Raw genomic sequence first — 26321 nt, 5'->3', positions numbered from 1 at the left:
ACAAAAACATGCCCGACGGACGAAGTTCCTTCGTAGTGGTGGCCAACCGGCTGCCTGTCGACCGAATCGAGATGCCCGACGGCAGTACGGCGTGGCGCCGCAGTCCAGGCGGTCTGGTGACCGCGCTGCACCCGGTCATGCAGGGCCACCATGGAGCGTGGATCGGCTGGACCGGGAGCGCCGACGAGAAGGTGGATCCGTTCGACAACGACGGGTTGCATCTGGTCCCGGTGATGCTCACGGCCGAGGACGTGGAGCTGTACTACGAAGGCTTCTCGAATGCGACGCTCTGGCCGCTCTACCACGATGTGATCGTCGCACCGGAGTTCCATCGTGAGTGGTGGGAGTCGTACGTCGCAGTGAACCGCCGGTTCGCCGAAGCGGCGGCAGAGGCTGCCGCGGACGGTGCTGACGTCTGGGTGCACGACTACCAGCTGCAGCTGGTGCCCGCGATGCTGCGCAGACTGCGTCCGGACGTCCGGATCGGGTTCTTCCTGCACATCCCGTTCCCGCCCACCGAGCTGTTCGCCCAGATGCCCTGGCGCCGGCAGATCCTCGACGGTCTGATGGGCGCGGACCTGGTCGGTTTCCAGCGTCCTGGCGCCGCATCCAACTTCGCCCGGCTCGCCCGCAACCGGATGGGCCTGCGCACCCGTGGCGACCGGATCCACCTGCCGGACGACCGGGTCGTTCGCGCCAAGGCCTTCCCGATCTCGATCGATGTCGGCGAGCTGGAGGACCTGGCCCGCAAGCCGGAGACCGAGCAGCGGGCCCGCGAGATCCGCGACGAGGTCGGCAACCCGGCGCACATCCTGCTCGGCGTCGACCGGCTCGACTACACCAAGGGCATCCGCCAGCGCATGCGCGCGTTCGGCGAGCTCCTGGACGAGAAGCGGATCTCTGTCGACGAGGCGGTCTTCGTGCAGGTCGCGACGCCGTCTCGCGAGCGCGTGGAGCAGTACCGCGTGCTGCGTGACGAGATCGAGCTCCTGGTCGGCCGGATCAACGGTGAGCACGGCCGGATCGGCACACCGGCCATCAACTACCTGCACACGTCGTACTCGCGGACCGAGATGGCAGCCCTGTTCCGGGCCGCGGATGTCGCCGTGGTGACCCCGCTGCGCGACGGGATGAACCTGGTCGCGAAGGAGTACGTCGCCTGCCGGTACGACGACACCGGCGCGCTGGTACTCAGTGAGTTCGCCGGTGCGGCCGACGAGTTCCGTCAGGCCTTCCTGGTGAACCCGCATGACATCAACGGCATGAAGGACACCATCGTCGACGCCATGAACACCGACGACCGCCAGCTCGGCCGCCGGATGAAGGCGATGCGCAAGCACCTGGCCGCCCATGACGTGAACCTGTGGGCCGCCACGTTCCTCAAGGCGCTCCATGACGAGGACTGACGGCCGCCTCCTCGCACTCGACCTCGGTACGTCGTCCGCCCGCGCGCTCGTCCTGTCCGCCGCGGACGCGTCCCCGGTCCCGGGCGCACTGGCGCGGCACAAGATCAGTCCGACGTACGGCGGTGATGGGTCTGCGGTTCTGGACCTGCACGGGTACGTCGAAGGCTTGCTGGGCTGTCTGGATGAGCTACAGCAGGGCGGGCACCTCGAGGAGATCCAGGCGATCGTCCTGTCCACGCAGTGGCACTCGATCGTCGCCCTGGACGGTCAGGGCGCCGCTCTGACCCCAGTGATCAGTTGGGCGGACACTCGCTCGGTCGACCTCGACCTGGGGTCGTCGTTCGACGAGCAGGCGTTCCACGCGCGGACCGGCAGCTGGCTGCACCGGCTGTACTGGACGCGCCGCATCCCTTGGCTGCTGAGCGAAACGAGCCCCGCCGGCTTCGCTGGCCTCCCTGACCTGGTGATCGAGCGACTGACCGGTGAGCGCGTCACCTCGGTCTCAGTCGCATCTGGCACCGGCACTCTCAACCTCGCCACGGGTGAGTACGACGAAGAGGCCCTGGCGATCGCCGGTGTGAAGGCTGATGTCCTGCCGCCGATCGTGCCCACCGGGTGGACCGGTCACCTGTCGGACGAGTACGCACGACGCTGGCCCGGCCTGGTCGGCGTACCAGTGCATCCAGCGACCGGGGACGGCGCCGCGTCGAATGTCGGCACCGGTGCGTACGACTCGCGAACCGCAGCAGTGACAGTCGGTACGTCGGCCGCGGTGCGGGTCGTGCACCCGATCGACAACGCACCCGAGCTCCCGTGGGACCTCTGGCGGTACCGGGTCGACGACAAGCGCGCAGTGACCGGTATGGCGTTCTCGGCCGCCGGAAACATGCATGCGTGGCTCACCGGCGTACTGCGGCTCGAACACGATGAACCGACCACTGTGGAGATCGGTGAGTCGCGGGTGATCGCCGTACCGTTCCAGGCCGGCACCAGACCGCCCGCGACCGTGCCTGGTGGCTCCGGCGTCTACTTCGGGCTGTCCTTCGACGACACCGCCGAAACGCTGCTCGCCGCTTCCCTGCAAGGGATTTCGCTCGAGGTCGACCGCGGCCTGCGCAAACTGGACGCCCTGTTCGGCCACGAGCTGTCCGTCGTCCTAGGTGGCGGCGGGATCGACGCCTCGGCCTGGTGGCGGCGCTGTCTCACCGCCACCTTCGCCCGCCCCACTGACGTGTGCGCCGAGCCGGAGGTCGGCTGCCGAGGCGCCGCCGCCGTAGCCCTCGGCCTGGCCCCCCAGCCCGGCGGCGAACACCTCATCCCCACCCCCGACGACGTGAACCGCGTAGCCGCCCTACGCCCCCGCTACGAGTCCCTCCGCACCCTCGCCGTCCAGGCCGCGCGCTAACTGCATTGCACGAAGGGGCAAACTGCTGGCGTGTCCTGACGGCGGATGGCTACGTTGCGAAGCTCAGCGTTCGCACAAGGGGGTTGCTTCATGCGTTTCCGCCTAGCCGTTGCCGTCACTGCGACACTCGCTCTGATCTCACCGGTCGTCCCAGCGACGGCCGCTCCGCCATCGGAGTCGCTCGTTTTCGGTAGCTGCCCGGCCGACATCGCTCAGCCTTTCCCATCGCTGACCTGTGCCACGCTGCAGGTACCTGTGGACTACCGGAAACCTGCCGGCCCGACGCTGGACCTGCTGGTCACCAAACACGCCGCCAAGGACCCGTCCAAGCGGTTGGGCGCACTGTTCGTCAACCCGGGCGGTCCGGGCGGCGGAGGCGCAGCCTACGCCGGTACGCTCACTCGCCCCGATGCCACCGGCTTCACTCGGCTGCAGCCCGCCGTACTCGATGCCTACGACGTCATCGGCTTCGACCCGCGCGGGGTCTCCCACAGTTCACCGATCAGTTGTGCCGACCCGACGCATTTCCCCACGCCGCAACCGGATCCGGACGCACCGGCCAGCCGTGACACGCTGTGGAAGCTGTGGGGCGACTATGCGGACGGCTGCGGCACGAAGGTCGGCGCACTGCTGCCGCACCTCGGCACCGACAACGTGGCTCGGGACATGGACAGCATCCGGGCCGCACTCGGCGAGCAGAAGCTCAACTATGTCGGCTTCTCGTACGGGACGTACCTCGGCTCGGTCTACGGCGAGCTGTTCCGGGAGCGGGTCGGGCGGATGATCCTGGACGGCAATATCGACCCGACCCCACGCGACGTCTGGTACCAGGCCTCACTGGCGCAGGCGCCGGCGTTCGAGAAGCGGTTCACCAGCTACCTCGGCTGGGTGGCGAAGTACGACAGCGTCTACCACCTCGGGACGACGGTCGACCAGGTTCGCGCCAACTGGGACAAGACACTCGCCGAATTCCGCAGTACGCCGCACGGTGCGGTCGGCGCCTACGAGCTGCTCACCACAGCTGGCGGAGTGATGTTCTCGGAGTCGAACTGGATCGGCTTCACCAGTGCGCTCAGCAGCTACGTGGTCAGCGGTGACGACAGCGCACTGGTCGATTTCGCCGCTGCGGACACCAGTGCGGCGTCCGAGCGGTTCAACGCGATCTTCAACGCGGTGATCTGCGTCGACGCGGACTGGCCCTCCACCCGGTCCCGCTACGAACGCGATGCTGCACGACTCGCCAAGGTCTCGCAGTTCGCGTGGGTCAACGTCTGGGCCGGCGGCGGCGCCTGTCTGGACTGGCCGGTGCCGAACCACACTCCGATCCACATCACCGGTCGTGGGCTGCCCGGCATCCTGATGTTCAACACGGTCGGCGACCCGTCTACGCCGTACGCCGGTGCTCTGAAGCTGCACAAGGTGTTGCGGAGCTCGGTTCTGGTGACTGAGCGGGACTCCGGCAAGCACTGCGTCTTCGGCAACTCGCGAGCCTTGGTGAACACCGCGGCCAACGACATCGGCACGAAATACCTGCTCACCGGTGAGCTGCCGCCTGCTGACACCTCGGTCCCGGGTCACGCCTTGCCGGTGCCGACTCCCGCCGCCTTGAAGGCACCGATCACGAAGGTGCCACTACTGGAGCGATGACCGCTGGCACGAACCGGACAACCTCGGTGAGCGTCCCGCGTTGCCTGGCAGGGTGCCTGTACGCATCCACACCAGGGGGTATTCCGCATGCGTGTTCGCCTTCCCGTCATCGCCGTAGTCACCTTGGCCCTGATCACTCCGGCAGTCCCCGCGGCTGCCGGAGCTCCGCCACCGAGTTCGCTCGAGTTCGGGGCATGCCCGGCCGACATCGCTGAGTTCTACCCAGCGCTGACCTGCGCCACGTTGCCGGTGCCCGTCGACTACCGGCGCCCGTCCGGGGCGACCATCCCGCTGCTGGTCACCAAGCACGCCGCCAACGACCCGTCCAAGCGACTGGGGTCTCTCGTCGTCAACCCGGGCGGGCCGGGCGGTAGCGGCGTGATCATGGCCGGCTACGTCGCTACCCCCGACGAGACCGGCTTCACGCCGCTGGAGCCCGCCGTACTGGATGCGTACGACGTCATCGGCTTCGACCCGCGCGGAGTCCGGCACAGCGGGGCCATCAGTTGCGCCGCCCCGGACTACTTCCCGGTCCCGCAGCCGGATCCGGATGCTCCGGCCAGCCGCGACATGCTGTGGAAGCTGTGGGACGGCTACGCGGACGGCTGTGGCGAGAAGGCCGGCGCGTTGTTGCCGCACCTCGGCACCGACAACGTCGCTCGGGACATGGACCACGTCCGGGCCGCGCTGGGCGAACGCAAGCTCAACTATGTCGGCTTCTCGTACGGCACCTACCTCGGCGCGGTGTACACCGAACTGTTCCCGCACCGGGTCGGCCGGATGATCCTGGACGGCAACGTCGACCCCACACCACCTGACCTCTTCTACCAGCTGGCAATGTCCCAGAGCGTCGCATTCCCCAAGAGCCTCGACAGATATCTCGGTTGGGTCGCCAAGTACGACGCGGTGTTCCACCTGGGCACCACCGTGCGCGCAGTCCGCGCCAACTGGAACAAGACGCTGGCCGACTTCCGCGCCGAGCCGCATGGTCCGGTCGGTGGCCACGAGTTCCTCGGCGCCACTTTCGCAGCAATGACCTCCGACCAGCTCTGGATCCCCTTCACCCAGGCGCTCGGCGCCTACGTGGTCGATGGTGACGACACCGCGCTGGTCGACTTCGCCACACCGAACACCAGCGCTGGGGCCGAGCGGTTCACCGCGGCCTTCAGTGCGGTGATCTGTGGCGACTCGAAGTGGCCGGACAGCAAGGCCACCTATGAGCGAGACGCAGCCCGGCTCGCGAAGGTCTCCCAGGTCGCGTGGGACAACATGTGGATCACCGGCAGCGTCTGCCGCAACTGGCCCGTGCCGGACCAGGAGCCGATCAAGATCACCGGACGAGGGCTCCCCGGCATCCTGATGTTCAACACCGTCGGCGACCCCGCCACGCCGTACAGCGGTGCTCTGAAGTTGCACAAGGTGTTGCGGAGCTCGGTTCTGGTGACCGAACGGGACTCTGGTGCACACTGCGTCTTCGCCAACCCGCAGTCCATGGTGAACACCGCAGCGAACGCCATCGGCACGAAGTACCTGCTCACCGGTGAGCTCCCGCCAGGCGACATGTCGGTACCGGGCCACGCCCTGCCGGTGCCGACCCCGGCCGCACTGAAGGCACCTGTCGCAATACCGCCGTTGCAGTACGTCGGCGGTACTGCAACAGCAGGACGTCAGCTGCACGTCGGCCACGTACTGTGAAGGGATGGGTAGGTCGTCGCTGCGGAGCGGGTGGTTGCTCGACTGTCTACTGGCCCTAGCCATTCTCGTGCTCAACCTCGTCCTGTTGGGTCAGCGGCAACAGGGCGAGGTCACGCTGGCCGTCTCAGGGATCGTGCTGTGCGCTGCAGCGGCAGGCGGCATGCTGGTTCGCCGGAAGAACCCGCTGCTCGCTCTCGGCCTCACAACCGCAGCAGGGGTTAGCTACTCGGTCAGTCAGAAGGCGTTGAGCCCGATCGGGCTGTTCATGGCCTGCGCTGCGTACACGGTGATGCTGCGCAACGACCGCCGTACCCGCATGACGTCTGTGATCGCTGTCGTCGCGGTCACGCTGGGGGCGGCGGCCGTCTTCACTCACGGCGAGCTGACGGCGAATCTGTTCAATGGTCTGGTCGTTCTGTTCGGCGCTGCAATCGGCGAGGCGGAGCGGTACCGGCGGGCCTACATGCGTGAGCTGGCGGACCGAGCAGCCCGGGAAGAGCGGCTGCGGATCGCTCACGAGCTGCACGACGTCATGGCACACCACATCGCCCTGATGAACGTCCAGGCCGGAGTCGCTGCCCACCTGTTACGCCGCGACCCGCCCGGGGCCGAACACGCTTTGGCTCTGGTCAGAGACAGCGGCCGCACTGTCCTGCAGGAGCTGACCATCCTGCTCGGTGTCCTCCGCCGCTCCACCACTCCGCTGCCGACAGTGCCATCACCGTCTCTCCGCGACCTGCCCACTCTTGTCACCTCCTTCGAAGCGTCAGGGGTAGCGGTCGAGTGGACTCGCCCGGCCGACCTTGGCGACCTACCTGAGGTTGTGGAGCTCACGGCGTACCGCATCGTGCAGGAGTCGTTGACCAACGTCCTCAAACACGCCCCGGGCGCGCAGGTCCGGATCACCATCGCCCGCGGAGCGGACGCGCTCACGGTCGTCGTCACCGACACCGGAGGCCACCACCACAACGCGACTCCATCGGCCGGGCACGGTCTGATCGGGCATGGTCTGATCGGGATGGGCGAGCGCGTCGCCGCAGTGAATGGCACACTCCGGACCGGGCCGACAGCGGATGGCTTCGAGGTGTCGGCCGTCCTTCCCCTCCTGACGGGAGTCACCGATGACGATCCGAGTGCTGCTGGCCGACGACCAGACGCTGATCCGGAGCGGCTTCCGGGTGCTGGTGGACTCCGCACCGGACCTGCAGGTGGTCGCTGAGGCCGCGAACGGGCACGAGGCCGTCGAGCTGGCCCGGACCGAGCGGGCCGACGTGGTGCTGATGGACATCCGGATGCCCGGGACCGACGGGCTGGCGGCGACCCGGGCGATCACCGCCGACGACGATCTGGCCGGCGTGAAGGTACTGATCCTGACCACGTTCGAGATCGACGAGTACGTGTTCGAAGCCGTCCTGGCCGGTGCCAGCGGCTTTCTGGGCAAGAGCGTCGAGCCGGACGAGCTGGTGGACGCGATCCGGGTGGTGGCGCGCGGCGACGCGCTGCTGTCACCCAAGGCTGTGCGCAGCCTGATGAACCGGTTCCTGGCCGAACCACGGACCGGTCACGAGATCGGCCCGTCGGTGCTGGACGCCCTCACCGAACGCGAGCGCGAGATCGTCGGACTGGTCGCCCTCGGGCTGTCCAACGACGAGATCGCGCTCCGGCTGGTGCTCTCGCCGTCGACCGCCAAGACCCACGTCAACCGGGCCATGACCAAGCTCGGCTGCCGCGATCGAGCACAGTTGGTCGTGATCGCCTACCAGACCGGGCTCGTGCAGCCGGGGACCGTCGTACCGCCGCTGCAGTAGCCCGTACGACGAACGCCGTACAGCCAGGAGCCCACCGGCAGCTGACGCGCGCGACGGATCGGCCTCGCGAGCATCGACGGCATGGTTATCTACCTCTATCGGCTCGGCCGGTTCGCGTTCCGTCGCCGCGGGCTGGTCGCGTTCCTGTGGCTGGCGGTGCTGGCGTCCTGCGTGGTCGGGTCAGTCACCCTCTCCGGCCCGACCGCGACCGGCTTCTCGATTCCGGGCACCGAGTCACAGCGTGCGGCCGATCTGCTCGCGCAACGCTTCCCACAAGCCGGGGCAAACCAGGCGACCGCCCGGATCGCCTTCCAGACCGAGCCGGGCCGGCAACTGGCCGACGAGCCGCAGGTCCGGCAGACGATCGCCAGGATCGCCACCGCACCGCAGATCAACGGTGTCGTCGATCCGTTCACCGCCAAGACGGTGTCGCCCGACGGGCGCACCGGCTATGCACAGGTGACCTTCGGCGTCCCCTCGGCGGAGGTCACCGACGAAGCGAAGGAGGCGGTCGATGCCGCCATCGCTCCGGCCCGGGCGAGCGGACTCACCGTCGAGTACGGCGGGGACGCGTTGGAAGCGCCGGGCGGACCGCCCCTGAGCGAGGTGATCGGCCTTGCCGTCGCCGCCCTGGTCCTGCTGCTCATGTTCCGTTCACTCGTCGCCGCGGCCCTGCCACTGCTCTCGGCTCTGGTCGGCATCGGGATCGCGGTGACTGCGATCTCCACCGCGTCCGGTTTCGTCGACATCGGGAGTTCAACGCCCTTGCTGGCCCTGATGCTCGGACTCGCGGTGTCGGTGGACTACGCGCTCTTCATCATGTCCCGCTACCGGCACGAACTCAGCACCGGGCTCGACCCCGAGGAGGCGACCGGGCGTGCCGTGGGGACGGCCGGGTCCGCAGTGGTGTTCGCCGGGGCGACCGTGGTGATCGCTCTGGCCGGGCTGTTCGTCGTCGACATCCCTTTCCTGACCCAGATGGGAGTGGCTGCCGCGCTGACCGTCGTACTGGCGGTTGCCATCGCTCTGACCTTGCTGCCGGCACTCCTGGGCTTCGCGGGCCGCCGGGTCACTCCCAACGAACGCACCGGTTCCATGGGGCGCAACTGGGCACGCATGGTCGCTCGCCGGCCGGTCGCGGTCCTGGCTGTGTCTGTGCTCGGTCTCGGCGCAATCGCGCTCCCGGCCACCGATCTCGAGCTGGCGATGCCGAACGACAGCACAGCGGCGCCGGACAGCACTCAACGCAAGGCCTATGACCTCGTCTCGGGTGCATTCGGGCCTGGCGTCAACGGGCCGTTGCTTGTCGTCGTCGACGGCGGTACGTCGGCCGCCGCAGCAGCCACCGCTCAAACGATCAGCGCGCTGCCGGGCGTGGCCGCGGTCAAGCCACCGCGGGTCAACCCAGCCGGGGACACTGCGCTGCTGACAGTGGTCCCGACGACCGGTCCGGGCAGTTCGGAGACCGAGGAACTCGTTCAGACGCTGCGGGACCTGCCGGAGCTCCCCGGCACCCGGGTGTCCGTCACCGGAGCCACTGCGGTGGACATCGACATGTCGGACAAGCTCGGTGACGCGCTGGCGCCGTACCTGGCGCTGGTGGTCGGACTGGCGTTTCTGCTGCTGATGCTGGTCTTCCGCTCGATCGTCGTACCGCTGAAGGCGACGCTGGGATTCCTGTTCACTGTGGCGGCCACCTTCGGCGCATTGGTCGCCATCTTCCAGTGGGGCTGGCTGGCCGGGCTGTTCGGGATCGAAGGGCAGGCGGCGCCGGTGATACCCATGCTCCCGGTACTGATGGTGGGTGTCGTGTTCGGACTGGCGATGGACTATCAGGTCTTCCTGGTCACCCGGATGCGTGAGGCACATGTGCAAGGTGCCGGTCCACGCGCCGCTGTCGTCGACGGCTTCGCCCACAACGCCCGCGTGGTCACCGCAGCGGCGGTCATCATGGTCGCCGTCTTCGCCGGCTTCATCCTGGCCGGGCAGACGCTGATCCAGCAGATGGGGTTCGGGCTCGCGTTCGCAGTCGCCGTCGATGCGTTCGTCGTGCGGATGACGATCGTGCCCGCCGTCCTGGCGCTGCTCGGCAACCGCGCCTGGTACCTGCCGGCCTGGCTGGAGCGCCTGCTACCCACCGTCGACATCGAAGGCGAGTCCCTGCGCCGACAGGGTGAGCTAGCTGGTCACCGCCAGGCGCCTTAAGGCGTTGGCATAACGCTTAGCCGCCAGACCCTGCAGCGTGCGCGTGGCCGATCCGCCCAGACGGGCGTACCAGGCCGCCGCACGGCTGTAGGCGGTCACGGTGAAGTGGATGCCGTCAGACTCTCGCGTCACCACGAAGGACTCCTCGCCGGACTCCGGGTGTCCCTGCAGCGTCCCGTAGGCGAAGCCGATCCGGTCCGGCTCGTCGACTGTCCAGACCACCCGGCACGGGATCGGTAGCCCCACCAGACCGATCGGTACGGCGGTCCGCAGCCGGCCGATCACCATGCCTGCCCCTAGTCGTCCCAGGGCGTTCACCCCGATCGCTGCCGGACCCTCGGTGGTGAACGGCAGCCCTGCGAGCCGGTGCATCCGCCAGCTCAGCAGGGCTTCACCTGCCCGCCGGAACACCTCGTCGCCGTCACCCAGCCGGGCCCGGTGCTCCAGCCGGTGGTAACCGGCCGGAGTCTCGTCGAACCGGGTCGAACCGACCACGTCGTACGTGAAGTGCAGCTGGGGCAGGTCGTCGAGCCGCATCAGGTCAGCTGCTCTTCAGCCCGGTCGTGTCGCCGGACTTCAGCTTGGTGAAGAGTGCCTTGGCCTTCGCCTCGTCCCAGCCGACGCCGATCCCGCTGCCGACCCGGACGCTTTCATCACCGATCGGCACAGTCAACGTGACACCGCCGCTACCGGAGACAGCCCTCATGCCGCGAGCGAACTTGATGAAGTCGAACAGGCTCATCTCCTTGTCGACGGTGAGTGCGTCCACGCCCTTGGTCGCAACGCTGTAGTAGCGCACCGGGTTGAGGAACGTCGACGGGGAGCTCGCCTTCTTGCCGACCGCCCCGACCATCTGGCGCTGCCGCTCGACGCGGCCGAAGTCGTTCTTGCCGTCGGCCTTCCGCGAGCGCACATAGCCGAGAGCGTTCACGCCGTCGAGGTCCTGGCAGCCGGCCTTCAGATCGATGTGCGCATCCGGGTCCTTCATGGCCTTCGGCACGCACATGTTGATCCCGCCCAGGCTGTCGATGATCGAGGCGAAGCCGCTGAAGCCGATCTCGACGTAGTGGTCGATGCGCAGGCCGGTCTTGTTCTCCAGCGTCTTGATGAGCAGGGACGGATTGCCCTTGTTGTACGCGAAGGCAGCGTTCACCTTGCTCTTGCCGTGGCCCGGCACCGTGAGCACGCTGTCGCGCGGGATGCTGACCAGCACGGTCGGACCGGACGCCGGGACGTGCATCAGCATGATCGAGTCGGTACGCGAGCCGGAGTCCTTCCCGGTGTGCAGCCGAGCGCGCTCGGCGCGGCTCAGACCCTCCCGTCCGTCCGACCCGACCAGGAGGTACGTCGTACCGGACGTGGCGGCCGGCCTGGTACCCGTCGGCATCGCGTCGATCTTGTCGATCCGGCTCCACGCGTAGAGCGGGACGGTGACGAGCATCAGCACGAAGGCCAGGATCAGCAGGCCGATGGTCCTCAGGAACCAGTTCTTCCGCTTCTTCGGGCGGCGGCCGTTCGGCCTGCTCGCGAAACGCTGGTCCATGGGCTGCGGTTGACTCATACCTACGACCGTATCGGTGCGCGGCCCCACGGACGTCACTCCAGTGAACGAATCTAGCGGTCTGAAAGTCGGTACCGCCTCCTTCAGAAGGAGGAAATCGGCCCGGGAATCGAACCAGACCGCCGGAACGTGCGCGGTGACACCCCGGTACGCGCTGTGAACAGTCTGCTGAAGTACGCCGGGTCCTCGTATCCGACCCGCCTGGCCACGGCAGCGATCGACAGCTCCTCCTCTGCGAGCAGAGCCTTCGCCACACTCAGCCGGGTCCGCAGCACGAGCTCCTGCGGTGTCACTCCGGCCTCACGCCGTACCGCCTCGCGTAGCTCCTTCACTGTGAGCCCGAGCTCGGCGGCATAGTCCTGAACCGAACCGACCACACAGGCGAGCCCAGCGAGCCGCTCAGCCACTCCCTCGCCAGACTCCGGTGCAGCCGCCGCCAAGAGGTCGTACAACGCTCCCGCTGTCTGTACGGCGTTGTGCGCGCCGGCGACCCGCAGTAGCCGGCTGAACGCCCGGTCGACTGGCCTGGGATCGGCGTACCGGCTCACTGGCCTGTGGACGTCCAGATGCCCGAGTGCGGCCAGCCCGGCGGTCGCCGTACCGCCGAACAGCACCCACAGCTGCCGCCACTTCGTCGCAGGCCGATAACCGTGCAGAACACCCGGGTAGAGCCACAGCATGGCGGGCGCCTGTACCTCAGAGAGCTGCCGGTCCGGACCGTGCAGGAGCTGCCCCCGGCCCTCCTTCACCCACACCAACGCATGACACCCGAGCGCCCGCTCCGGCGCGGGCTTCCCAGCGTTGACCTGCCCACCGACACCCAGGCAGAAGAGTCCAAGTTGCTGCTCAGCAGGGCCAGGAGTCAGGTAAGTGGACCAGTTGGCCATGGCACAAGAGTCCAAGAAGTACTCCGCCCTGTCCATTCCGGTCGACGCCTGTGACCGGTGGAATTGTCGATGTGCTGACATCCAACGGGTACGTACTGGACGAACGACGGCTCGGCGAACTGACCGCCGTACCGGCTCACGAGCGGACCGACCTACCGGTACTGCGGGCCCGGTTGCAGCGGGACGGCTATCTGCTGCTCAGAGGGCTGCTGGATCCGCAGGCGGTGCTGGAGTTCCGGAGGTACTACTTCGAGCTCACCGGCGCTGCCACGGACCGGGCGTCGTACCGGAGCGTGCTGTTCGAGCAGATCGTGCCGGGTCCGGAGTACGCCGCCTTCTGCGCGCTCCTGAAGGGATGGTTCGAGTGGTTTCTGGGCGGGGAACCGTTTCTGCACCGCCGGAAGATCATCCGGCAGACCGCTCCGGGTGAGAACGGCATCGGGACCGCTACCCAGGCGCACTACGACCTGGTCTACCTGCGCGGCGGGACCGACCAGGTGCTGTCGGCGTGGATCCCCCTGGGCGACTGTCCGGTCAGCCGGGGCGGTCTGACCTACCTGGAACGCAGTCACCACCGAGTGCTCGCCGACGAAGAGAGCCTGAAACGGCCGGCTGCTTCGATCACCGCCGACCTGCCGGCGCTGGCCGAGCAGTACGACGCCAACTGGCTGGTGACCGACTACGCGGCCGGCGACGTGGTCATCCACACCGCCCACACGATCCACGCGGCTCTGGACAACGTCTCGGATGTGATGCGGCTCTCAACAGACATCCGCTACCAGCGTGTCGACCAGGCGATCGACACCCGCTGGCAGGCGGACTGGCACGAAAAAGACGGACTCTGACCGACCGATATCCGGATTGCTTCTCGCTAACGACAATCATTTCGGTTAAGGTTCCGGTCGAACCGTGAATCAGTCGAGTCGTGTGAGGAGAGCCGTGAACCGCAACGAGTTGGTCGCCGGAGTGGCGGAGAAGGCGGGCATTCCGCGCAACCAGGCCGAGCGGGTCCTCGACGCGCTCGGTGACGTGGTCACCGAAGCCGTGCACAAGGGCGACAAGGTCTCCCTGACCGGTCTGCTGAGCATCGAGCGGGTCCTGCGCGCGCCGCGGACCGGCCGCAACCCGCAGACCGGCGAGCCGCTGTCGATCCCGGCCGGCTACTCCGTACGACTGTCCTGCGGGAGCCGTCTGAAGGCTGCCGCACGCGGCAACCTCCGGACGATCTCCTGATCTACTACCGCTGCACCGCGGTCACCCAGTACGGCGTGGTCGCGGTCGGTGGTGTGGTGAAGCGGGCGTTCGGCAGGTAGAGACGGTTGCCGAAGGCAGCAGCCGTCGTGGGTACGTCGAAGTCCGTGCTGGTGATCTCGCGCAGGACGGTGCCCTTCGTACCGGCCTTGTCCAGGCCGACCACTGCGATCTTGTTCAGCCGGTTCTGGACGACGTACAGAGTCCGGCCGCTCAGCAGCAGACCGTCGCCGTTGGTCATCAGCGCGCCCCCGAGGTCGATCTGCCGGGCCACACCGGTCCGCGGGTCGACCCGGAGCAGGAAACCGGTCGAGGACTGGACAATGATCAGCGCGCTACCGTCCGGCGTCAGGGCGATGCCGTTGCCGTTGTTGCCGGGCTTGTGCTCGTAGTCGCCGGTGAGCGGGATGGTCTCCGCCTTCGCCGGCAGCTTGCCGTGCCGACCGAGTGGCAGCTTGTAGAAGACCGGACGCTGCGAGTCCGTGAACCAGGCCGCGTCCTTGCCGAGGATGACGTCGTTCACGAACGTCGGCGTCGTGGTGGTGAACGTGTAGCTGGCCAGCACCTTGCCGGTCCGGGTGTCGATCACGCGGCCGTTGCCGCCGGCCGCACCGGCCACGAACAGCCGGCCCTGGTGGTCGACCTTCATACCGAGTGAGCCGGTCCCGGGTCCAGGGCTGAGCACCTTGCCGGTGCCGGTGCGCAGGTCGGCGGCGTAGATGTCTCCGTTGGCGCGGGAGCCGAAGTACGCCGTACTGCGGGCGATCGCGATGCCCTCGGGCTGGAAGCCGGCCGGAAGCTCGATCCGGGCCGGGAAACTGGTGTGCTGGGGAGTCGCCGTTGCGGTCGGTGCACTGACCAGACCGAGCAGCAGAGCGGGTACGCCGGCGAGTACTGCCAGCCGGCGGACGAGGTGTGACATGGGCGGGTCCTCCTGATCCGTGGGTCTCGGTCAGGACAACGGGATCGGCCTGTGGAAAGTTCAGAACGGGCGCCGGCAACCGGGTATGTTCACTGTCAGCAACTCGACACGAAACTTTTGGGGCAGGGATGACAGCAGACAGTGAGAGCTCGAGTCCGGTGCGGCCGCAGGACGACCTCTACCGGTCGGTCAACGGTCCGTGGCTGGCCGCGCACGAGATCCCGGCCGACAAGGCCATCTACGGCGCCTTCCACGCGCTCTGGGACACCGCTGAGCAGGATGTCCGCGCGATCGTGGAGAAGACCGTCGCCGCCGGTCATCCCGAGGGCAGCGAACCGCGCAAGATCGCCGATCTCTTCACCAGTTTCATGGACTCCGAGACCATCGAGCGGCTGGGCGCGGAGCCGATCGCCGGGCAGCTCGCGCTGGCCGACGGCGTCACCGAGATCGCCGAGTTCGTCGCGGTCCTGGGCAAGCTCGAGCTGGAGGGTGTCTCCGGCATCTTCCGGGTCTGGGTCGCCGCGGACGCGAAGAAGTCCGACCAGCACATCGTGTATCTGATGCAGGGTGGGCTGAGCCTGCCCGACGAGTCCTACTACCGCGAGGACAGTTTCGCCGAGACGCGGACGGCGTTCGTCGCCCACGTCGCCCGGATGCTCGAGCTGGCGGGCCGGGCCGATCCGGCCGGAGCCGCCGAGCGGATCCTGGAGCTGGAGACGCGCCTGGCTGCGCACCACTGGGACCGGGTGAAGGAGCGCGACGTCACCCTGACCTACAACAAGCTCGACCGGGCCGGGCTGGAGAAGCTCACCTCCGGGCTCGACTGGTCCGGGTGGCTGGCCGGTGCCGGTGTCCCGGAGAGCGCGTTCGAGCAGGTCGTCGTGCGCGAGCCGGAGTTCCTGACCGCGGCCGCGGCCGCCCTGCAGGAGATCGGCCTGGAGCAGTGGAAGGAGTGGCTGGGCTGGCAGATCGTGCACTCGGCCGCACCCGTGCTCAGCAAGGCCTTCGTCGAGGAGAACTTCGCCTTCTACGGCAAGACTCTGACCGGCGCCCCGGAGTTGCGGGACCGCTGGAAGCGCGGGCTCGGCGCGGTCGAGTCGGCGCTCGGAGAGGCGCTCGGCCAGCTGTATGTCACCGAGCACTTCCCACCGGCCGCCAAGTCCCGGATGGTCGAGCTCGTCGCGAACCTGGTCGAGTCCTACCGGCAGCGGATCGACGGGCTGGACTGGATGAGTCCGGAGACCCGCCGCCGCGCGCTCGACAAGCTGGGCACCTTCGTGGCGAAGATCGGCTACCCGGACAAGTGGAAGGACTACAGCGCGCTCGAGATCGACCCGAGCGACCTGTTCGGCAACCTGAAGCGCTCGGTCGCGGTGGAGACCGCGCGTGAGCTGGCCAAGCTCGGGACACCGGTCGACCGCGACGAGTGGCACATGACGCCGCAGATGGTGAACGCCTACTACAACCCCCGGCAGAACGAGATCGTCTTCCCGGCCGGGATCCTGCAGCCGCCGTTCTTCGACCTGGATGCCGACGACGCGGTCAACTACGGCGCGATCGGGGCCGTGATCGGGCACGAGATCGGCCACGGGTTCGACGACCAGGGCTCGCGCTACGACGGCGCCGGCAACCTGAACGACTGGTGGACCGACGAGGACCGGACCGCCTTCGAGGCGCTCACCGAGAAGCTCGTCGCGCAGTACGACGCCTTGTCGCCGGCGGAGACACCGGGTCAGTTCGTCAACGGCAAGCTCACCCTCGGGGAGAACATCGGCGACCTCGGCGGGCTGGCCATCGCCTACCACGCCTACCAGCTCTCACTCGGCGGTGCCGAGCCACCGGTGATCGACGGCAAGTCCGGTGCGGAGCGGTTCTTCGGCGCGTGGGCGCATTGCTGGGTGACCAAGACCCGTCCCGAAGAGGCGGCCCGCCGCCTCACCATCGACCCGCACTCGCCGCCCGAGTTCCGCTGCAACGCGGTCGTGCGGAACATCGACGCCTTCCACGACACCTACGGCACCACCGAGGACGACGCCCTGTGGCTCGCCCCCGAGGACCGAGTCCGCATCTGGTAGCTCACCCCGCCGACAAGGGGCACACCGCCGTACGGTGTGCCCCTTCGTCATGTCCGCGCCACCGCCGCAATTTCGCTGGCTAGGCATGGAAATTGGGGGTTCTACACCGTTATCAGGGTGCAGAACCCCCAACGAGAGTGCCTAGCCAGGCAAATGGGGTTAGGAGGACATCCAGTTCTGGAGGCCTTCGATGGTGCGAGGCATGGCGTCGGAGAGGTTCTCGGCGCCGGTGTCGGTGATCAGGATGTCGTCCTCGATGCGGATGCCGATCCCGCGCAGGTCCTCAGGGACGGTCAGGTCGTCGGCCTGGAAGTAGAGGCCGGGCTCGACGGTCAGGACGTAGCCGGTCTGCAGGTCGCCCTTGCGGTACTTCTCCTCGCGGGCGGAGGCGCAGTCGTGCACGTCGAGGCCGAGCATGTGGCTGGTGCCGTGCAGGGTGTAGCGCTGGTGCAGGTTGCTCGCCGGGTCCAGGGCCTCCTCGACCGTGGTCGGCAGTAGCTCCATCGCGTCCAGACCGCGCACGATGACCTCCATCGCGGCGTGGTGACCGGACTGGAACGGTACGCCGGGCTTGAGGGCTGCGATGCCGGCGTTCTGCGCGTCCAGGACGAGCTGGTAGAGATCACGCTGGCGCGGGGTGAACTCGCCGTTCACCGGCAGGGTCCGGGTGATGTCCGCGGTGTAGAGCTGCCGGTTCTCGACGCCCATGTCGAGCAGCATCAGCGTGCCGTCGACGACCGGGCCGTCGTTCTCGATCCAGTGCAGCGTGGTCGCATGCGGTCCGGCCGCGGCGATCGACGTGTACCCGACGTCGTTGCCCTCCGCCCGCGCCCGGCGCCAGAACGTGCCCTCGATCCAGCGCTCGCCGTACTCGCGGACTCGGTCCATCTCGGACAGCACGTCGGAGAAACCGCGGTGGGTGATCGCGACAGCCTCACGCAGCTGCTCGATCTCCCACGGGTCCTTCACCAGCCGGAGCTCGGACAGGGTCGTCGCCAGCTCCAGGTCCCGGGTGTCGTCGGTCCGCGCACCGCTCAGCAGAGGCGCGATCGAGTAGTCCTCAGCGCGCCGCACCCGCGTCGGTACGTCGCCCTTGATCGCGTCACCGAGCTGGTCGATGTGCCGGGTCTCGAGGCCGAACTCCTTGGCGGTCTCCTCCAGCGACGGGCGGCGCCCGGCCCAGAGCTCGCCGTACGTGCGGTCGCGCCAGAACTCCGAACCCTGACTGCGGTCCGAACGCGGGCGGAAGTACAGCACCGCGTCGTGGCCGCTCGTCCCGTTCGGCTCGAGCACCAGGACGGCGTCCGAGGTCTGGTCACCGGCCAGCCAGACGTAGTCGGTGTGCGGCCGGAACACGTAGTCGGTGTCGTTGGACCGCACCTTGTACGTCCCGGCCGGGATCACCAGCCGCTCGCCCGGGAACGCCTGCGACAACGCATCCCGCCGCTTCGCCGCCCAGACGCCGGCGGGGCTCAGTGTCACGTCCTGCCGCTCGGAGTCGGCCCAACCCGAGTTCATGAACGCGGCCAGCTTCGCACTCGGAACGGAGTCGTGCGACGCGGTCTTCGGCGCGGTGGCGTCAGCGGCTGTGGTGTTCTCGGTCATCGTCGACCAGTCCTCGTTTCGGCGCAGGGGCCCAGTGTCAGCCCCGGGTGTGCAGTTCGTCACCGCGGGTCAGGCCGCTGTCCGGCAGCGCTTCCGCGGGATCCGAGCCGATGCGCGTGATCGCATTCCGCTCGTCCACGAAGACTACGCTCGGCACGAACCCCCGCGCCTCCGCGGCATCGAACATCCCGTACGCGATCAGGATCACCACATCCCCCGGATGGATCAGATGCGCCGCCGCCCCGTTGATCCCCACCACCCCGGACCCCCGCGGCCCCGCGATCAGATACGTCGACAACCGCGCCCCGTTGGTCACATCGACGATGTCCACCTTCTCGCCGGCCACCAGATCCGCCGCCTCCATCAACCCCACATCCAGCGTGCAGGACCCCACATAATCCAGATCCGCCTGCGTAACCGTCGCCCGATGCACCTTCGACTTCATCAACTCACGCCACATGCCCGCCATCATCCGGCCCCCACCCCACCCTGTCAGTGGCCGCCATCACCCCACCTTGAGCACCCACCGCCCAAAGGTGGGACAGCTGCTCTTCGGGCGGCGGGGACGGTGGGGATGGGCCAACGATGTCGCCGGGGTGGGGAGCACGAAGGACAGGAGGAGGGGGTTTCGGAGGGGGCGGGTGGTGGATCGGCGAGCGGGGCGGGGGGTTGGTGGAGGGGAGACGTCCTGTCGTTCGTGCAGGCTCTGGGCGTGCGAAGGCCTCGCAAGCTCATACCTTGCGAGGCCGTGACCTTTGTACCGGGCGTGGGCGGACCTGCGCTGGCCGACACGCGAACGGAGAGCGACATCACAGGGTCGGACGATCGCGATTGGCGGAGAGCGTTCGGGGACTGACATGCTGTGGCGGGTGAGCCCGAAGTCTTTGACGGATTTGGTGGCGCCCGACTGGGCGGAAGCGCTGGCGCCGGTCGAGGAGACGGTCAGCCGGATGGGGGAGTTCCTCCGCGGCGAGATCGCGGCCGGGCGGCCGTATCTGCCGGCTGGGGAGAACGTGCTGCGGGCTTTCCGGAGTCCGCTCCAGCAGGTGAAGGTGCTGGTGGTCGGGCAGGATCCGTATCCGACGCCGGGGCATCCGGTGGGGCTGAGCTTCTCGGTGGCGCCTGATGTCCGGCCGATCCCGCGCAGCCTGGCGAACATCTACCGCGAGCTGATGGCGGACGTCGGCGTACCGGCTCCGTCGAACGGCGACCTGACGCCGTGGGCCGAGCAGGGTGTGCTGATGCTCAACAGAGTGCTCACCGTGCAGCCCGGCAAGTCCGGTTCGCATCGGGGCAAGGGGTGGGAGTCGGTGACCGAGCAGGCGATCCGCGCGCTCGTGAACCGCGGCGGCCCGCTCGTCGCCATCCTCTGGGGCCGCGACGCGCAGACCCTCAAGCCGATGCTCGGCACGATCCCGTACGTCGAGAGCGCGCACCCGAGCCCGATGTCCGCGGACCGCGGCTTCTTCGGCTCCCGCCCGTTCAGCCGGGTCAACGCCCTCCTGGTCGAGCAAGGCGCAACCCCGATCAACTGGCAGCTCCCCTAACCCAGCAACCACCCCCAACGCACGGTCCACCCGGGCCGTGCGTCGTTCTGACCTGACAACTTGTTCGAATGATCTATTGCAGGATCGTTCAACAATCTCCTATGGTGACGGGAATCGCATTCAGCGGGTCCGTCCTTGGGAGGAACCATGTGGGTTCTGCTCGCCATCGCGGTGGTTGTCGTCGGTTTCGCGCTTCGGCTGAACTCGATGCTGGTTGTCACCGCGGCCGGTATCGTCGCCGGCCTGATCGGCGGGCTGTCGCCGGTCAAGATCCTGAACGCCTTCGGCGACGGGTTCGCCGGTAGCCGGTCCGTCACCGTCTTCATCGTCACGCTGCCCGTCATCGGGCTGATCGAGCGCTACGGCCTGCAGCATCAGGCCCGCAAGCTGATCGGCAAACTCACCTTCGCCACCACCGGCCGGCTGCTGGCCATCTACCTGCTGATCCGGCAGGGCACGGCAGCGCTCGGCCTGACCAGTATCGGCGGTCCCGCGCAGGCGGTGCGGCCGCTGATCCACCCGATGGCGGCCGGTGCCGCCGAACGCCGCTACGGCAAGCTGCCGGAGAAGCTCCAGGAGAAGATCAAGGGCTTCGCCGCCAGCGCGGACACGGTCGGACTGTTCTTCGGCGAGGACATCTTCGTCGCGATCGGCTCGATCCTGCTGATCACCGGCTTCGTCGACGCGACGTACGGGCTGCAGCTGGAGGCGATCGACATCGCGCTCTGGGCGATCCCGACCGGTATCTGCGCACTCCTGATCCACGGCGCCCGATTGCTCTACCTCGATCGCCAACTGGACGCACTGGCGCGTGAGGCCAGGGCCGAGGCCAAGGCGGTGGCGAAGTGATCAAGGTCGAGTGGTTCTACTGGCTCTGCGGGATCTTCTTCGTCCTGATCGCACTGCAGGTGCTCAACGACCGCACCAACCCCAAGCGGATCGGCAGTGCGGCGTTCTGGGGCGTCCTCGGGCTCTCGTTCGGCTACGGAACCTTCGTGGTGAACAAGACAGCCCCCGCCTGGCTCCTGGGTATCGCTGTGATCGGGCTGGCCGTGCTCGCCGGTTCCGGCTTCCCGGGCAAGGGCCAGGAGCGTACGACGACGCAGGCCGAGCGAGCGACGTTCGCCGACAAGTTCGGCAACAAGCTGTTCCTGCCCGCACTGGTCATCCCCGTGGTGGCTGCGCTGTTCGGTGCGTGGCTGGCCAAGGTGAAGTTCGGCGACGGCAAGCTGTTGCTGCAGTCGGGCTCCGCCACGATCATCGGGCTCGGCGTCGCATCCCTGCTGGCACTGGCGGTGGGGATGGCGCTGCTCCGGCCACGCTCCCCCGCCGTACCGCTGCACGAGGGTCGTCGTTTGCTCGAGCACATCGGCTGGGCGGCGATCCTGCCGCAGATGCTGGCCACACTGGGGCTGCTGTTCAACGCGTCCGGTGTCGGCAAGGCAGTCGGCCGCGTCACCGACCACCTGGTTCCCAAGGGCTCGCTGATCGCCGCAGTCGCCTTGTACTGCATCGGTATGGCGGTCTTCACGATCATCATGGGCAATGCGTTCGCAGCGTTCCCAGTGATGACCGCCGCGGTCGGCTGGCCGTTGCTGGTGACGCAGTTCGACGGTACGCCGGCGGTGGTCTTCGCGATCGGCATGCTGGCCGGCTTCTGCGGCACTCTCTGTACGCCGATGGCCGCGAACTTCAACCTGGTTCCAGCGGCCCTGCTGGAGATGAAGGATCAGTACGGCCCGATCAAGGCCCAGATCCCGACCGCGATCCCCTTGCTGGGTTGCAACATCGCCATCATGTACTTCTTCGCCTTCTAGGAGACACTGCTCATGAAGTACGCCGCTGCCTGGTCCGCGATCGCCTGTGAGGTGCTCGAGACGCCCTACCCGTACGGCGCCACGCACGCCTCACGTGGTCCGGAGGACGTTGACGTAACCCCGGAGAAGCTGCACCCGGCGTTCCATGGCTCCTACGACTGGCACTCCAGCGCGCACATGCAGTGGTCGCTCGTCCGGTTGCTCGCACTGGCACCGGACGAGGCCGGGGCCAGGCCGATCGAGGTGCTGGACCAGCGGCTGACCACAGCAGCGATCGCGACCGAGGCGGCGTACCTGCGGGAGCGCCCGTCGTACGAGCGTCCGTACGGCTGGGCGTGGGCAGCGATGCTGGTCGCCGCCACCCGCACCACGAAGTGGGCCGAGGCGACAGCTCCACTCGGCGATGCGATCGCCGACCTCGTGCTCGACTGGCTACCGCGGCAGGCCTACCCGGTCCGCCATGGTGCCCACCTGAACTCAGCGTTCGCCCTGTCGCTGTTGCTGGAAGCGTACGACGACCTCGGCCGGGGCGAGGTCGTCGGCGCGATCCGGAGTCGCGCGGTCGACTGGTTCCACCACGACACGGCGTACGACACCCGCTTCGAACCGTCCGGGACGGACTTCCTCTCCCCGGCGCTGTCCGAGGCCGAGCTCATGCGCCGGGTACTACCCGCCGCAGAGTTCACCAGCTGGTTGCACACGTTCCTTCCAGGGCTCGGCATCGACAAACACCAGCACCTGCTGGAGGTTCCCGCCACCGACACCTCCGGTGACGGGCAACTCGCGCACCTGTCCGGGCTGGCGCTGTCCCGTGCCTGGCAGCTCCGCACGATCGCACCGAGCCTGCCGGACGTCGCCGACGTACTAAGAGCAGGCGCCGACCGTCAAATCGACGCCGTACTCCCCACTGTCACCGACGGCGACTTCATGTCGACGCACTGGCTGGTGTCGTTCGCCCTTCTGGCTCACCAGGCTTGAAGCCCGTCCAGCTGCGCCACAGCAACGCATAGCGACCACCAGCAGCTAGCAGCCCGTCATGCGTTCCGGACTCGACCACCCGGCCATGGTCCAAGACAACGATCCGGTCCGCCTGCTGTGCCTGGGTGAGCCGGTGCGCCACGATCAGCGTCGTCCGGCCCTCGGTAGCGGCCACCGATGCGCGTTCCAACGAGCGTGCACCAGCACTGCCGGCCTCCGCAGTGGCCTCATCCAGTACGGCGACCGGCGGATCCGCGAGCACGAGTCGGGCGAACGCGAGTTGCTGCGACTGTGCACCAGTCAGCTGATGCCCCTCCTCGCCCACCACGGTCTCCAGCCCGTCCGGAAGCGCACGCACCCACGCCAGCGCACCAACGCGTTCCAGCGCGCCCTCGACCTCAGCATCGGTAGCGTCGAGACGAGCAAGCCGTACGTCGTCAGCCAGCGTCCCGGAGAACACGTGGACCTCCTGGCTGAGCAACGCGACCTGTGAACGCGTCCGGTCCTCACCGAGGGCCTGCACGTCCACACCACCCAGCTTCACCACACCAGCCGTCGGCGTGAGCACTCCGGCCGCCAGAGCAGCCAGTGTGGTCTTCCCAGCACCACTCGCACCTACGAGCGCCACGCGCTCACCCGGCTCGAGTCGCAGCGACACGTCGTCGACCACGAGCGGTCCGTCGTACGCATGCCCGATGCCAACCAGCTCCAGCGACGCATCGGCCGGCCCAGGACCAGGGGGTGGCGAGGAGATCTGCTCCATCTCCAGTACGCCGGCCAGCCGCGCCATGCCCGCAGCTGCGGTCTGCACCTCGTCGAACAGCATCATGACCGCACCGATCGGATTGAACAGCCGATGGAAGTACAGCGCGGCCGCCGTCACCGCACCGATGGTCACCAGATCGCCACGCACCAAGAAGAACCCGGCCACCAGAATCCCGGTGAGCCCGACGAACTCGGCATGGTTGATCCGCGACGAGAAGAAGCTGAAGATCCGGAACACCTTGATCGACAGGTCGCGAGCGGTCGCCGACGTCGCATCGATCTTCGCCAGCTGCACATCCTCGAGCCGGTAGGCCCGCACGGTCGCACTGCCTCGCAGGGACGCGATGATCGCCTCGGAACGATCGCCCATTGCGATGCGCTCTTTGGCGTAGTACGGCGCCGATCGCGGCAGATACCAGCGCAGGGCCAGGATGTACATCGGCAGCGCGAGTAGACCGGCCAGGCCGAGTCTCCAGTCCAGTGCGAACATGCCGCCCGCGGTCAGGATGATCGTCAGCGCCGCACCGAGCAGCATCGGCCCGATATCGGTCAGGGCTTTCGCAACCGTCGCCACGTCATCGCCAACGCGGGACAGCAGGTCGCCCGTCCGCACCTTGTCCAGAACGGGTGCCGGCAACTGCAGCGCGCGGTCCAGCACCTTCTCCCGGATCCGCGCCAGCACTGTCTCACCTACGCGCGCGACCAGCATGACGCCCAGCGCGGTGAGCAGACCGGCCAGCAATGCAGCGCCGCCGATCAGCAGCACGACCTTCACGATCGCAGAGCGGTCCGCACCACTCGAGATGTCGTCGACGAGCACACCGAGCGCCCAGGGCGCGACCAGACCGGCCGCACTCCCACCGGTAATCACCACAGCCGCGACGACCGACAGACCGGGCAGCTTGCGGATCTCACTCCACAGCAGCGCCCACGTCGCACGTGGGCCGGCAACGGGCAGCAGGTTCATCGGAGTACCGCTTCCTGGTACGTCGCGTCCGACTCGGCGAGCTCGGCATGGATTCCCTCGGTCACAACGACTCCGTCGGCCAGCACCACGACGCGATCCATCTTCCCGAGCAGTGCCGGGCTACTGGTCAGCACGAGCGTGGTCAGGCCGGACCGGACATCGGCCAGGCCTTCTGCCAGCAGCTCCTCGGTGACCGCGTCGACCGCCGTACTGGGGTCATGCAAGACGAGCAGTGGTGGCGAAGCGAGCAGTGCGCGGGCCAGACCGAGACGCTGGCGTTGTCCACCGGACAGCGCCTGACCGCGGTCGGCCAGTGGCCGGTCCAGCTCGTCAATGAGGTCAGCAGCCCCTGCGGCAGTCATCACGCGCTCCAAAGACGGGGACTCGACCAGCAGGTTGCTGCGCAGTGTGCCTTCGAACAGGTCGGTGTCGTGCTGCTCCAGCAGCACTGTGTTCCGCAGCGCGTCGATATCCAGCTCATCGATCGGTACGCCGCCAACCCGGACCGCACCGGTGTACTCCGAGGCTCGCCCGCCAACGACCGCCAGCAGTGCATCCGCATCGCGCGGGTCGTAACAGAGCACCCCGACAGACTCACCCCGCCGCAGAGTGAGATCAAAAGCGGCCAACGTCTTGTAGGACACGCCATCCAGCTGCAGCAGCGGTTTACTGGGGTCAACAACAGTTGCCGTACCGGTCTCTACTAAAAAAGGCGAAGCCAGGACAGACGCGAGCCGGCCGGCAGATGCGCGCGCGGTCGCCAGCACCTGACTGGCATAGCCGAGCGTGCCAACGGGCTCGGCGATGAACTGCGCCAGACCGACCACGGCAATCAGCTCACCGATGCTGATCCGCCCGTTCAGTGCGAACCAGCCGGAGACACCAGCCACTGCTGCGAGCAGCAGCCCACTGAGCGCCGTACTGACACCGTCCTGCAGACCAGCCGTCGACACTGCGCGCAGTGTGGCTCGCAGCGTCGTCTGGCTGGACTGGCGGTAGCGAGCCGCCGCGTTGTGCTGCGCACCGATCCCGCGCAGCGTCCGCAGCCCGCCAACCAGGTCAGTGGCCAGTGCGGTCGTCTGAGCAACCGCCTCCTGCTGAGTCGATGTACGGCGGGTCAGCAGCGGCGACAGGGCCTGAATCCCCAGCACCAGCAGCGGTACGCCGATCAGTACCCCGATCCCGAGCGGTACGTCGACCAGCAGCAGAGACACCGAGGCCACGATCAACGCCGTGGACGCCGCGCAGCCGATGGAAACGGCCCGCATCACCAGTGCGGTCTTCTCGGCATCGGATGTCGCGATCGAGAGCAGCTCCCCAGAGCGCAGTCCGGTCCGCTGTCCTCGTGGGTCCAGTACGCGCCGGGCGATCTCCAGCCGCAGCTCATGCGTCTCGTACTCGATCGCACGCGTGATCAACCGCGCTCCGAGCTTCCAAGCGTTCGACAGCACGGCGAACAGCCCCAGCAGCATCAGCACGCACCAGATCAGTGGCTCTACTTCCCCGGTGGCCACGGCCTGGTCGACGAAGATGCCGATCGTCACTGGAACGGCTGCCTCCGTCGCTTGGTGTAGCGACAACAGCAGCACACCAAGGATCATCCGCCCCCGATGCCGCCGTGCCGCCCGCCTCAGCAACTCACCCGTCGACATATTAGGTAACCCTAACCGATCCGGAGTGATTGACAGCCGGAGCCGATCACCGTACGGTCTCGCGATAATAGGAAAGTTTCCTAACAGTTGACTCGGTGCCGTTCCACGCAGCGAGCCGACACCACGAG

General features: G+C 67.7%; 22 protein-coding genes. 14 read left to right on the top strand and 8 right to left on the bottom strand.

Annotated features, from left to right (window positions below; genetic code table 11):
* Positions 1-8 precede the first annotated feature (8 nt).
* The 7 genes from ACFCV3_RS38245 to ACFCV3_RS38215 all read left to right on the top strand — a co-directional run bounded on the left by ACFCV3_RS38245 (position 9) and on the right by ACFCV3_RS38215 (position 10166).
* Entirely contained in the window at positions 9-1406 is a 1398-nt protein-coding gene (locus tag ACFCV3_RS38245) for a trehalose-6-phosphate synthase (protein WP_376039164.1), read from the top strand.
* Positions 1393-2811, top strand: a complete 1419-nt coding sequence (locus tag ACFCV3_RS38240; RefSeq protein WP_376039162.1) for an FGGY family carbohydrate kinase — start codon at positions 1393-1395, stop codon at positions 2809-2811. The genes ACFCV3_RS38245 and ACFCV3_RS38240 overlap by 14 nt, the downstream gene beginning before the upstream one ends.
* 90 nt (positions 2812-2901) lie before the next feature.
* Complete coding sequence (locus ACFCV3_RS38235) at positions 2902-4458, top strand: alpha/beta hydrolase (protein WP_376039160.1); 1557 nt, start codon at positions 2902-2904, stop codon at positions 4456-4458.
* A gap of 87 nt (positions 4459-4545) precedes the next feature.
* On the top strand, positions 4546-6153 hold the full coding sequence (locus ACFCV3_RS38230) for an alpha/beta hydrolase (protein ID WP_376039157.1): 1608 nt from the start codon (positions 4546-4548) through the stop codon (positions 6151-6153).
* A gap of 4 nt (positions 6154-6157) precedes the next feature.
* Positions 6158-7372 (top strand): sensor histidine kinase, encoded by a 1215-nt coding sequence (locus ACFCV3_RS38225; RefSeq protein ID WP_376039154.1) that lies wholly within the window; start codon positions 6158-6160, stop codon positions 7370-7372.
* Complete coding sequence (locus ACFCV3_RS38220) at positions 7275-7961, top strand: response regulator (RefSeq protein ID WP_376039151.1); 687 nt, start codon at positions 7275-7277, stop codon at positions 7959-7961. Before ACFCV3_RS38225 ends, ACFCV3_RS38220 begins: the two co-directional genes overlap by 98 nt.
* Positions 7962-8042: 81 nt before the next feature.
* A complete protein-coding gene (locus ACFCV3_RS38215; RefSeq protein ID WP_376039148.1) occupies positions 8043-10166 on the top strand; it encodes an MMPL family transporter in 2124 nt (707 codons plus the stop codon).
* Here the strand turns inward: ACFCV3_RS38215 and ACFCV3_RS38210 are convergent.
* The 3 genes from ACFCV3_RS38210 to ACFCV3_RS38200 form a co-directional block, all read right to left on the bottom strand.
* Positions 10140-10703 carry a DUF1990 family protein gene (locus ACFCV3_RS38210; RefSeq protein WP_376039145.1) on the bottom strand — a complete coding sequence of 188 codons (564 nt, stop codon included), beginning with the start codon at positions 10701-10703 and terminating at the stop codon, positions 10140-10142. The genes ACFCV3_RS38215 and ACFCV3_RS38210 overlap by 27 nt on opposite strands.
* A gap of 4 nt (positions 10704-10707) precedes the next feature.
* Positions 10708-11727 carry an LCP family protein gene (locus ACFCV3_RS38205; RefSeq protein WP_376039142.1) on the bottom strand — a complete coding sequence of 340 codons (1020 nt, stop codon included), beginning with the start codon at positions 11725-11727 and terminating at the stop codon, positions 10708-10710.
* 83 nt (positions 11728-11810) lie between these two features.
* Entirely contained in the window at positions 11811-12614 is an 804-nt protein-coding gene (locus ACFCV3_RS38200) for an AraC family transcriptional regulator (protein ID WP_376039140.1), read from the bottom strand.
* 71 nt (positions 12615-12685) lie between these two features.
* Between ACFCV3_RS38200 and ACFCV3_RS38195 the strand changes: the two genes are divergently transcribed.
* Positions 12686-13459, top strand: a complete 774-nt coding sequence (locus tag ACFCV3_RS38195) for a phytanoyl-CoA dioxygenase family protein (protein ID WP_376039137.1) — start codon at positions 12686-12688, stop codon at positions 13457-13459.
* Between the two features lie 94 nt (positions 13460-13553).
* Entirely contained in the window at positions 13554-13847 is a 294-nt protein-coding gene (locus ACFCV3_RS38190; RefSeq protein WP_132408068.1) for an HU family DNA-binding protein, read from the top strand.
* A gap of 4 nt (positions 13848-13851) precedes the next feature.
* Here the strand turns inward: ACFCV3_RS38190 and ACFCV3_RS38185 are convergent, their stop codons facing one another.
* Positions 13852-14787 (bottom strand): SMP-30/gluconolactonase/LRE family protein, encoded by a 936-nt coding sequence (locus ACFCV3_RS38185; RefSeq protein ID WP_376039136.1) that lies wholly within the window; start codon positions 14785-14787, stop codon positions 13852-13854.
* Positions 14788-14915: 128 nt separating this feature from the next.
* Here ACFCV3_RS38185 and ACFCV3_RS38180 point away from each other — a divergent pair, with 128 nt between their 5' ends.
* Positions 14916-16862 (top strand): M13 family metallopeptidase, encoded by a 1947-nt coding sequence (locus ACFCV3_RS38180; RefSeq protein ID WP_376039134.1) that lies wholly within the window; start codon positions 14916-14918, stop codon positions 16860-16862.
* A gap of 159 nt (positions 16863-17021) precedes the next feature.
* Here the strand turns inward: ACFCV3_RS38180 and ACFCV3_RS38175 are convergent, their stop codons facing one another.
* The gene (locus tag ACFCV3_RS38175) at positions 17022-18467 is read right to left on the bottom strand and encodes an aminopeptidase P family protein (protein WP_376039132.1); all 1446 of its coding nucleotides are present in this window, start codon (positions 18465-18467) and stop codon (positions 17022-17024) included.
* Between the two features lie 37 nt (positions 18468-18504).
* Positions 18505-18927, bottom strand: a complete 423-nt coding sequence (gene panD, locus ACFCV3_RS38170; protein ID WP_376039129.1) for an aspartate 1-decarboxylase — start codon at positions 18925-18927, stop codon at positions 18505-18507.
* Between the two features lie 397 nt (positions 18928-19324).
* On the opposite strand from panD, the gene ACFCV3_RS38165 reads away from it, so the two are divergent.
* The 4 genes from ACFCV3_RS38165 (at position 19325) to ACFCV3_RS38150 (ending at position 22809) form a co-directional block, all read left to right on the top strand.
* Complete coding sequence (locus ACFCV3_RS38165) at positions 19325-20014, top strand: uracil-DNA glycosylase (protein WP_376039126.1); 690 nt, start codon at positions 19325-19327, stop codon at positions 20012-20014.
* Positions 20015-20161: 147 nt separating this feature from the next.
* On the top strand, positions 20162-20863 hold the full coding sequence (locus tag ACFCV3_RS38160) for a DUF969 domain-containing protein (protein WP_376039124.1): 702 nt from the start codon (positions 20162-20164) through the stop codon (positions 20861-20863).
* Positions 20860-21831 carry a DUF979 domain-containing protein gene (locus ACFCV3_RS38155; RefSeq protein ID WP_376039121.1) on the top strand — a complete coding sequence of 324 codons (972 nt, stop codon included), beginning with the start codon at positions 20860-20862 and terminating at the stop codon, positions 21829-21831. The genes ACFCV3_RS38160 and ACFCV3_RS38155 overlap by 4 nt, the downstream gene beginning before the upstream one ends.
* A gap of 12 nt (positions 21832-21843) precedes the next feature.
* A complete protein-coding gene (locus tag ACFCV3_RS38150) occupies positions 21844-22809 on the top strand; it encodes a DUF2891 family protein (RefSeq protein ID WP_376039120.1) in 966 nt (321 codons plus the stop codon).
* Here the strand turns inward: ACFCV3_RS38150 and ACFCV3_RS38145 are convergent.
* Together ACFCV3_RS38145 and ACFCV3_RS38140 are read right to left on the bottom strand one after the other, a co-directional pair.
* Positions 22757-24541, bottom strand: coding sequence for an ABC transporter ATP-binding protein (locus tag ACFCV3_RS38145; protein WP_376039118.1), 1785 nt, complete (start codon positions 24539-24541; stop codon positions 22757-22759). The two genes, ACFCV3_RS38150 and ACFCV3_RS38145, sit on opposite strands and share 53 nt — an antisense overlap.
* Positions 24538-26193, bottom strand: a complete 1656-nt coding sequence (locus tag ACFCV3_RS38140; RefSeq protein WP_376039115.1) for an ABC transporter ATP-binding protein — start codon at positions 26191-26193, stop codon at positions 24538-24540. Before ACFCV3_RS38140 ends, ACFCV3_RS38145 begins: the two co-directional genes overlap by 4 nt.
* Between the last annotated feature and the right edge of the window lie 128 nt (positions 26194-26321).

This window comes from Kribbella sp. NPDC056345 (assembly GCF_042262745.1).
Taxonomy (GTDB): domain Bacteria; phylum Actinomycetota; class Actinomycetes; order Propionibacteriales; family Kribbellaceae; genus Kribbella.
Note: the sequence above shows the minus strand (reverse complement) of the source record. Positions and strands in the feature narration are given on the sequence as shown.

Coding starts and splice junctions, on each gene's coding strand:
- ACFCV3_RS38140 (WP_376039115.1), bottom strand. CDS start 26,193: ATGTCGACGGGTGAGTTGCTGAGGCGGGCGGCACGGCGGCATCGGGGG.
- ACFCV3_RS38235 (WP_376039160.1), top strand. CDS start 2,902: ATGCGTTTCCGCCTAGCCGTTGCCGTCACTGCGACACTCGCTCTGATC.
- ACFCV3_RS38185 (WP_376039136.1), bottom strand. CDS start 14,787: ATGTCACACCTCGTCCGCCGGCTGGCAGTACTCGCCGGCGTACCCGCT.
- ACFCV3_RS38150 (WP_376039120.1), top strand. CDS start 21,844: ATGAAGTACGCCGCTGCCTGGTCCGCGATCGCCTGTGAGGTGCTCGAG.
- ACFCV3_RS38245 (WP_376039164.1), top strand. CDS start 9: ATGCCCGACGGACGAAGTTCCTTCGTAGTGGTGGCCAACCGGCTGCCT.
- ACFCV3_RS38160 (WP_376039124.1), top strand. CDS start 20,162: ATGTGGGTTCTGCTCGCCATCGCGGTGGTTGTCGTCGGTTTCGCGCTT.
- ACFCV3_RS38165 (WP_376039126.1), top strand. CDS start 19,325: ATGCTGTGGCGGGTGAGCCCGAAGTCTTTGACGGATTTGGTGGCGCCC.
- ACFCV3_RS38225 (WP_376039154.1), top strand. CDS start 6,158: ATGGGTAGGTCGTCGCTGCGGAGCGGGTGGTTGCTCGACTGTCTACTG.
- ACFCV3_RS38200 (WP_376039140.1), bottom strand. CDS start 12,614: ATGGCCAACTGGTCCACTTACCTGACTCCTGGCCCTGCTGAGCAGCAA.
- ACFCV3_RS38205 (WP_376039142.1), bottom strand. CDS start 11,727: ATGAGTCAACCGCAGCCCATGGACCAGCGTTTCGCGAGCAGGCCGAAC.
- ACFCV3_RS38230 (WP_376039157.1), top strand. CDS start 4,546: ATGCGTGTTCGCCTTCCCGTCATCGCCGTAGTCACCTTGGCCCTGATC.
- panD (WP_376039129.1), bottom strand. CDS start 18,927: ATGTGGCGTGAGTTGATGAAGTCGAAGGTGCATCGGGCGACGGTTACG.
- ACFCV3_RS38220 (WP_376039151.1), top strand. CDS start 7,275: ATGACGATCCGAGTGCTGCTGGCCGACGACCAGACGCTGATCCGGAGC.
- ACFCV3_RS38145 (WP_376039118.1), bottom strand. CDS start 24,541: ATGAACCTGCTGCCCGTTGCCGGCCCACGTGCGACGTGGGCGCTGCTG.
- ACFCV3_RS38175 (WP_376039132.1), bottom strand. CDS start 18,467: ATGACCGAGAACACCACAGCCGCTGACGCCACCGCGCCGAAGACCGCG.
- ACFCV3_RS38180 (WP_376039134.1), top strand. CDS start 14,916: ATGACAGCAGACAGTGAGAGCTCGAGTCCGGTGCGGCCGCAGGACGAC.
- ACFCV3_RS38240 (WP_376039162.1), top strand. CDS start 1,393: ATGACGAGGACTGACGGCCGCCTCCTCGCACTCGACCTCGGTACGTCG.
- ACFCV3_RS38210 (WP_376039145.1), bottom strand. CDS start 10,703: ATGCGGCTCGACGACCTGCCCCAGCTGCACTTCACGTACGACGTGGTC.
- ACFCV3_RS38215 (WP_376039148.1), top strand. CDS start 8,043: ATGGTTATCTACCTCTATCGGCTCGGCCGGTTCGCGTTCCGTCGCCGC.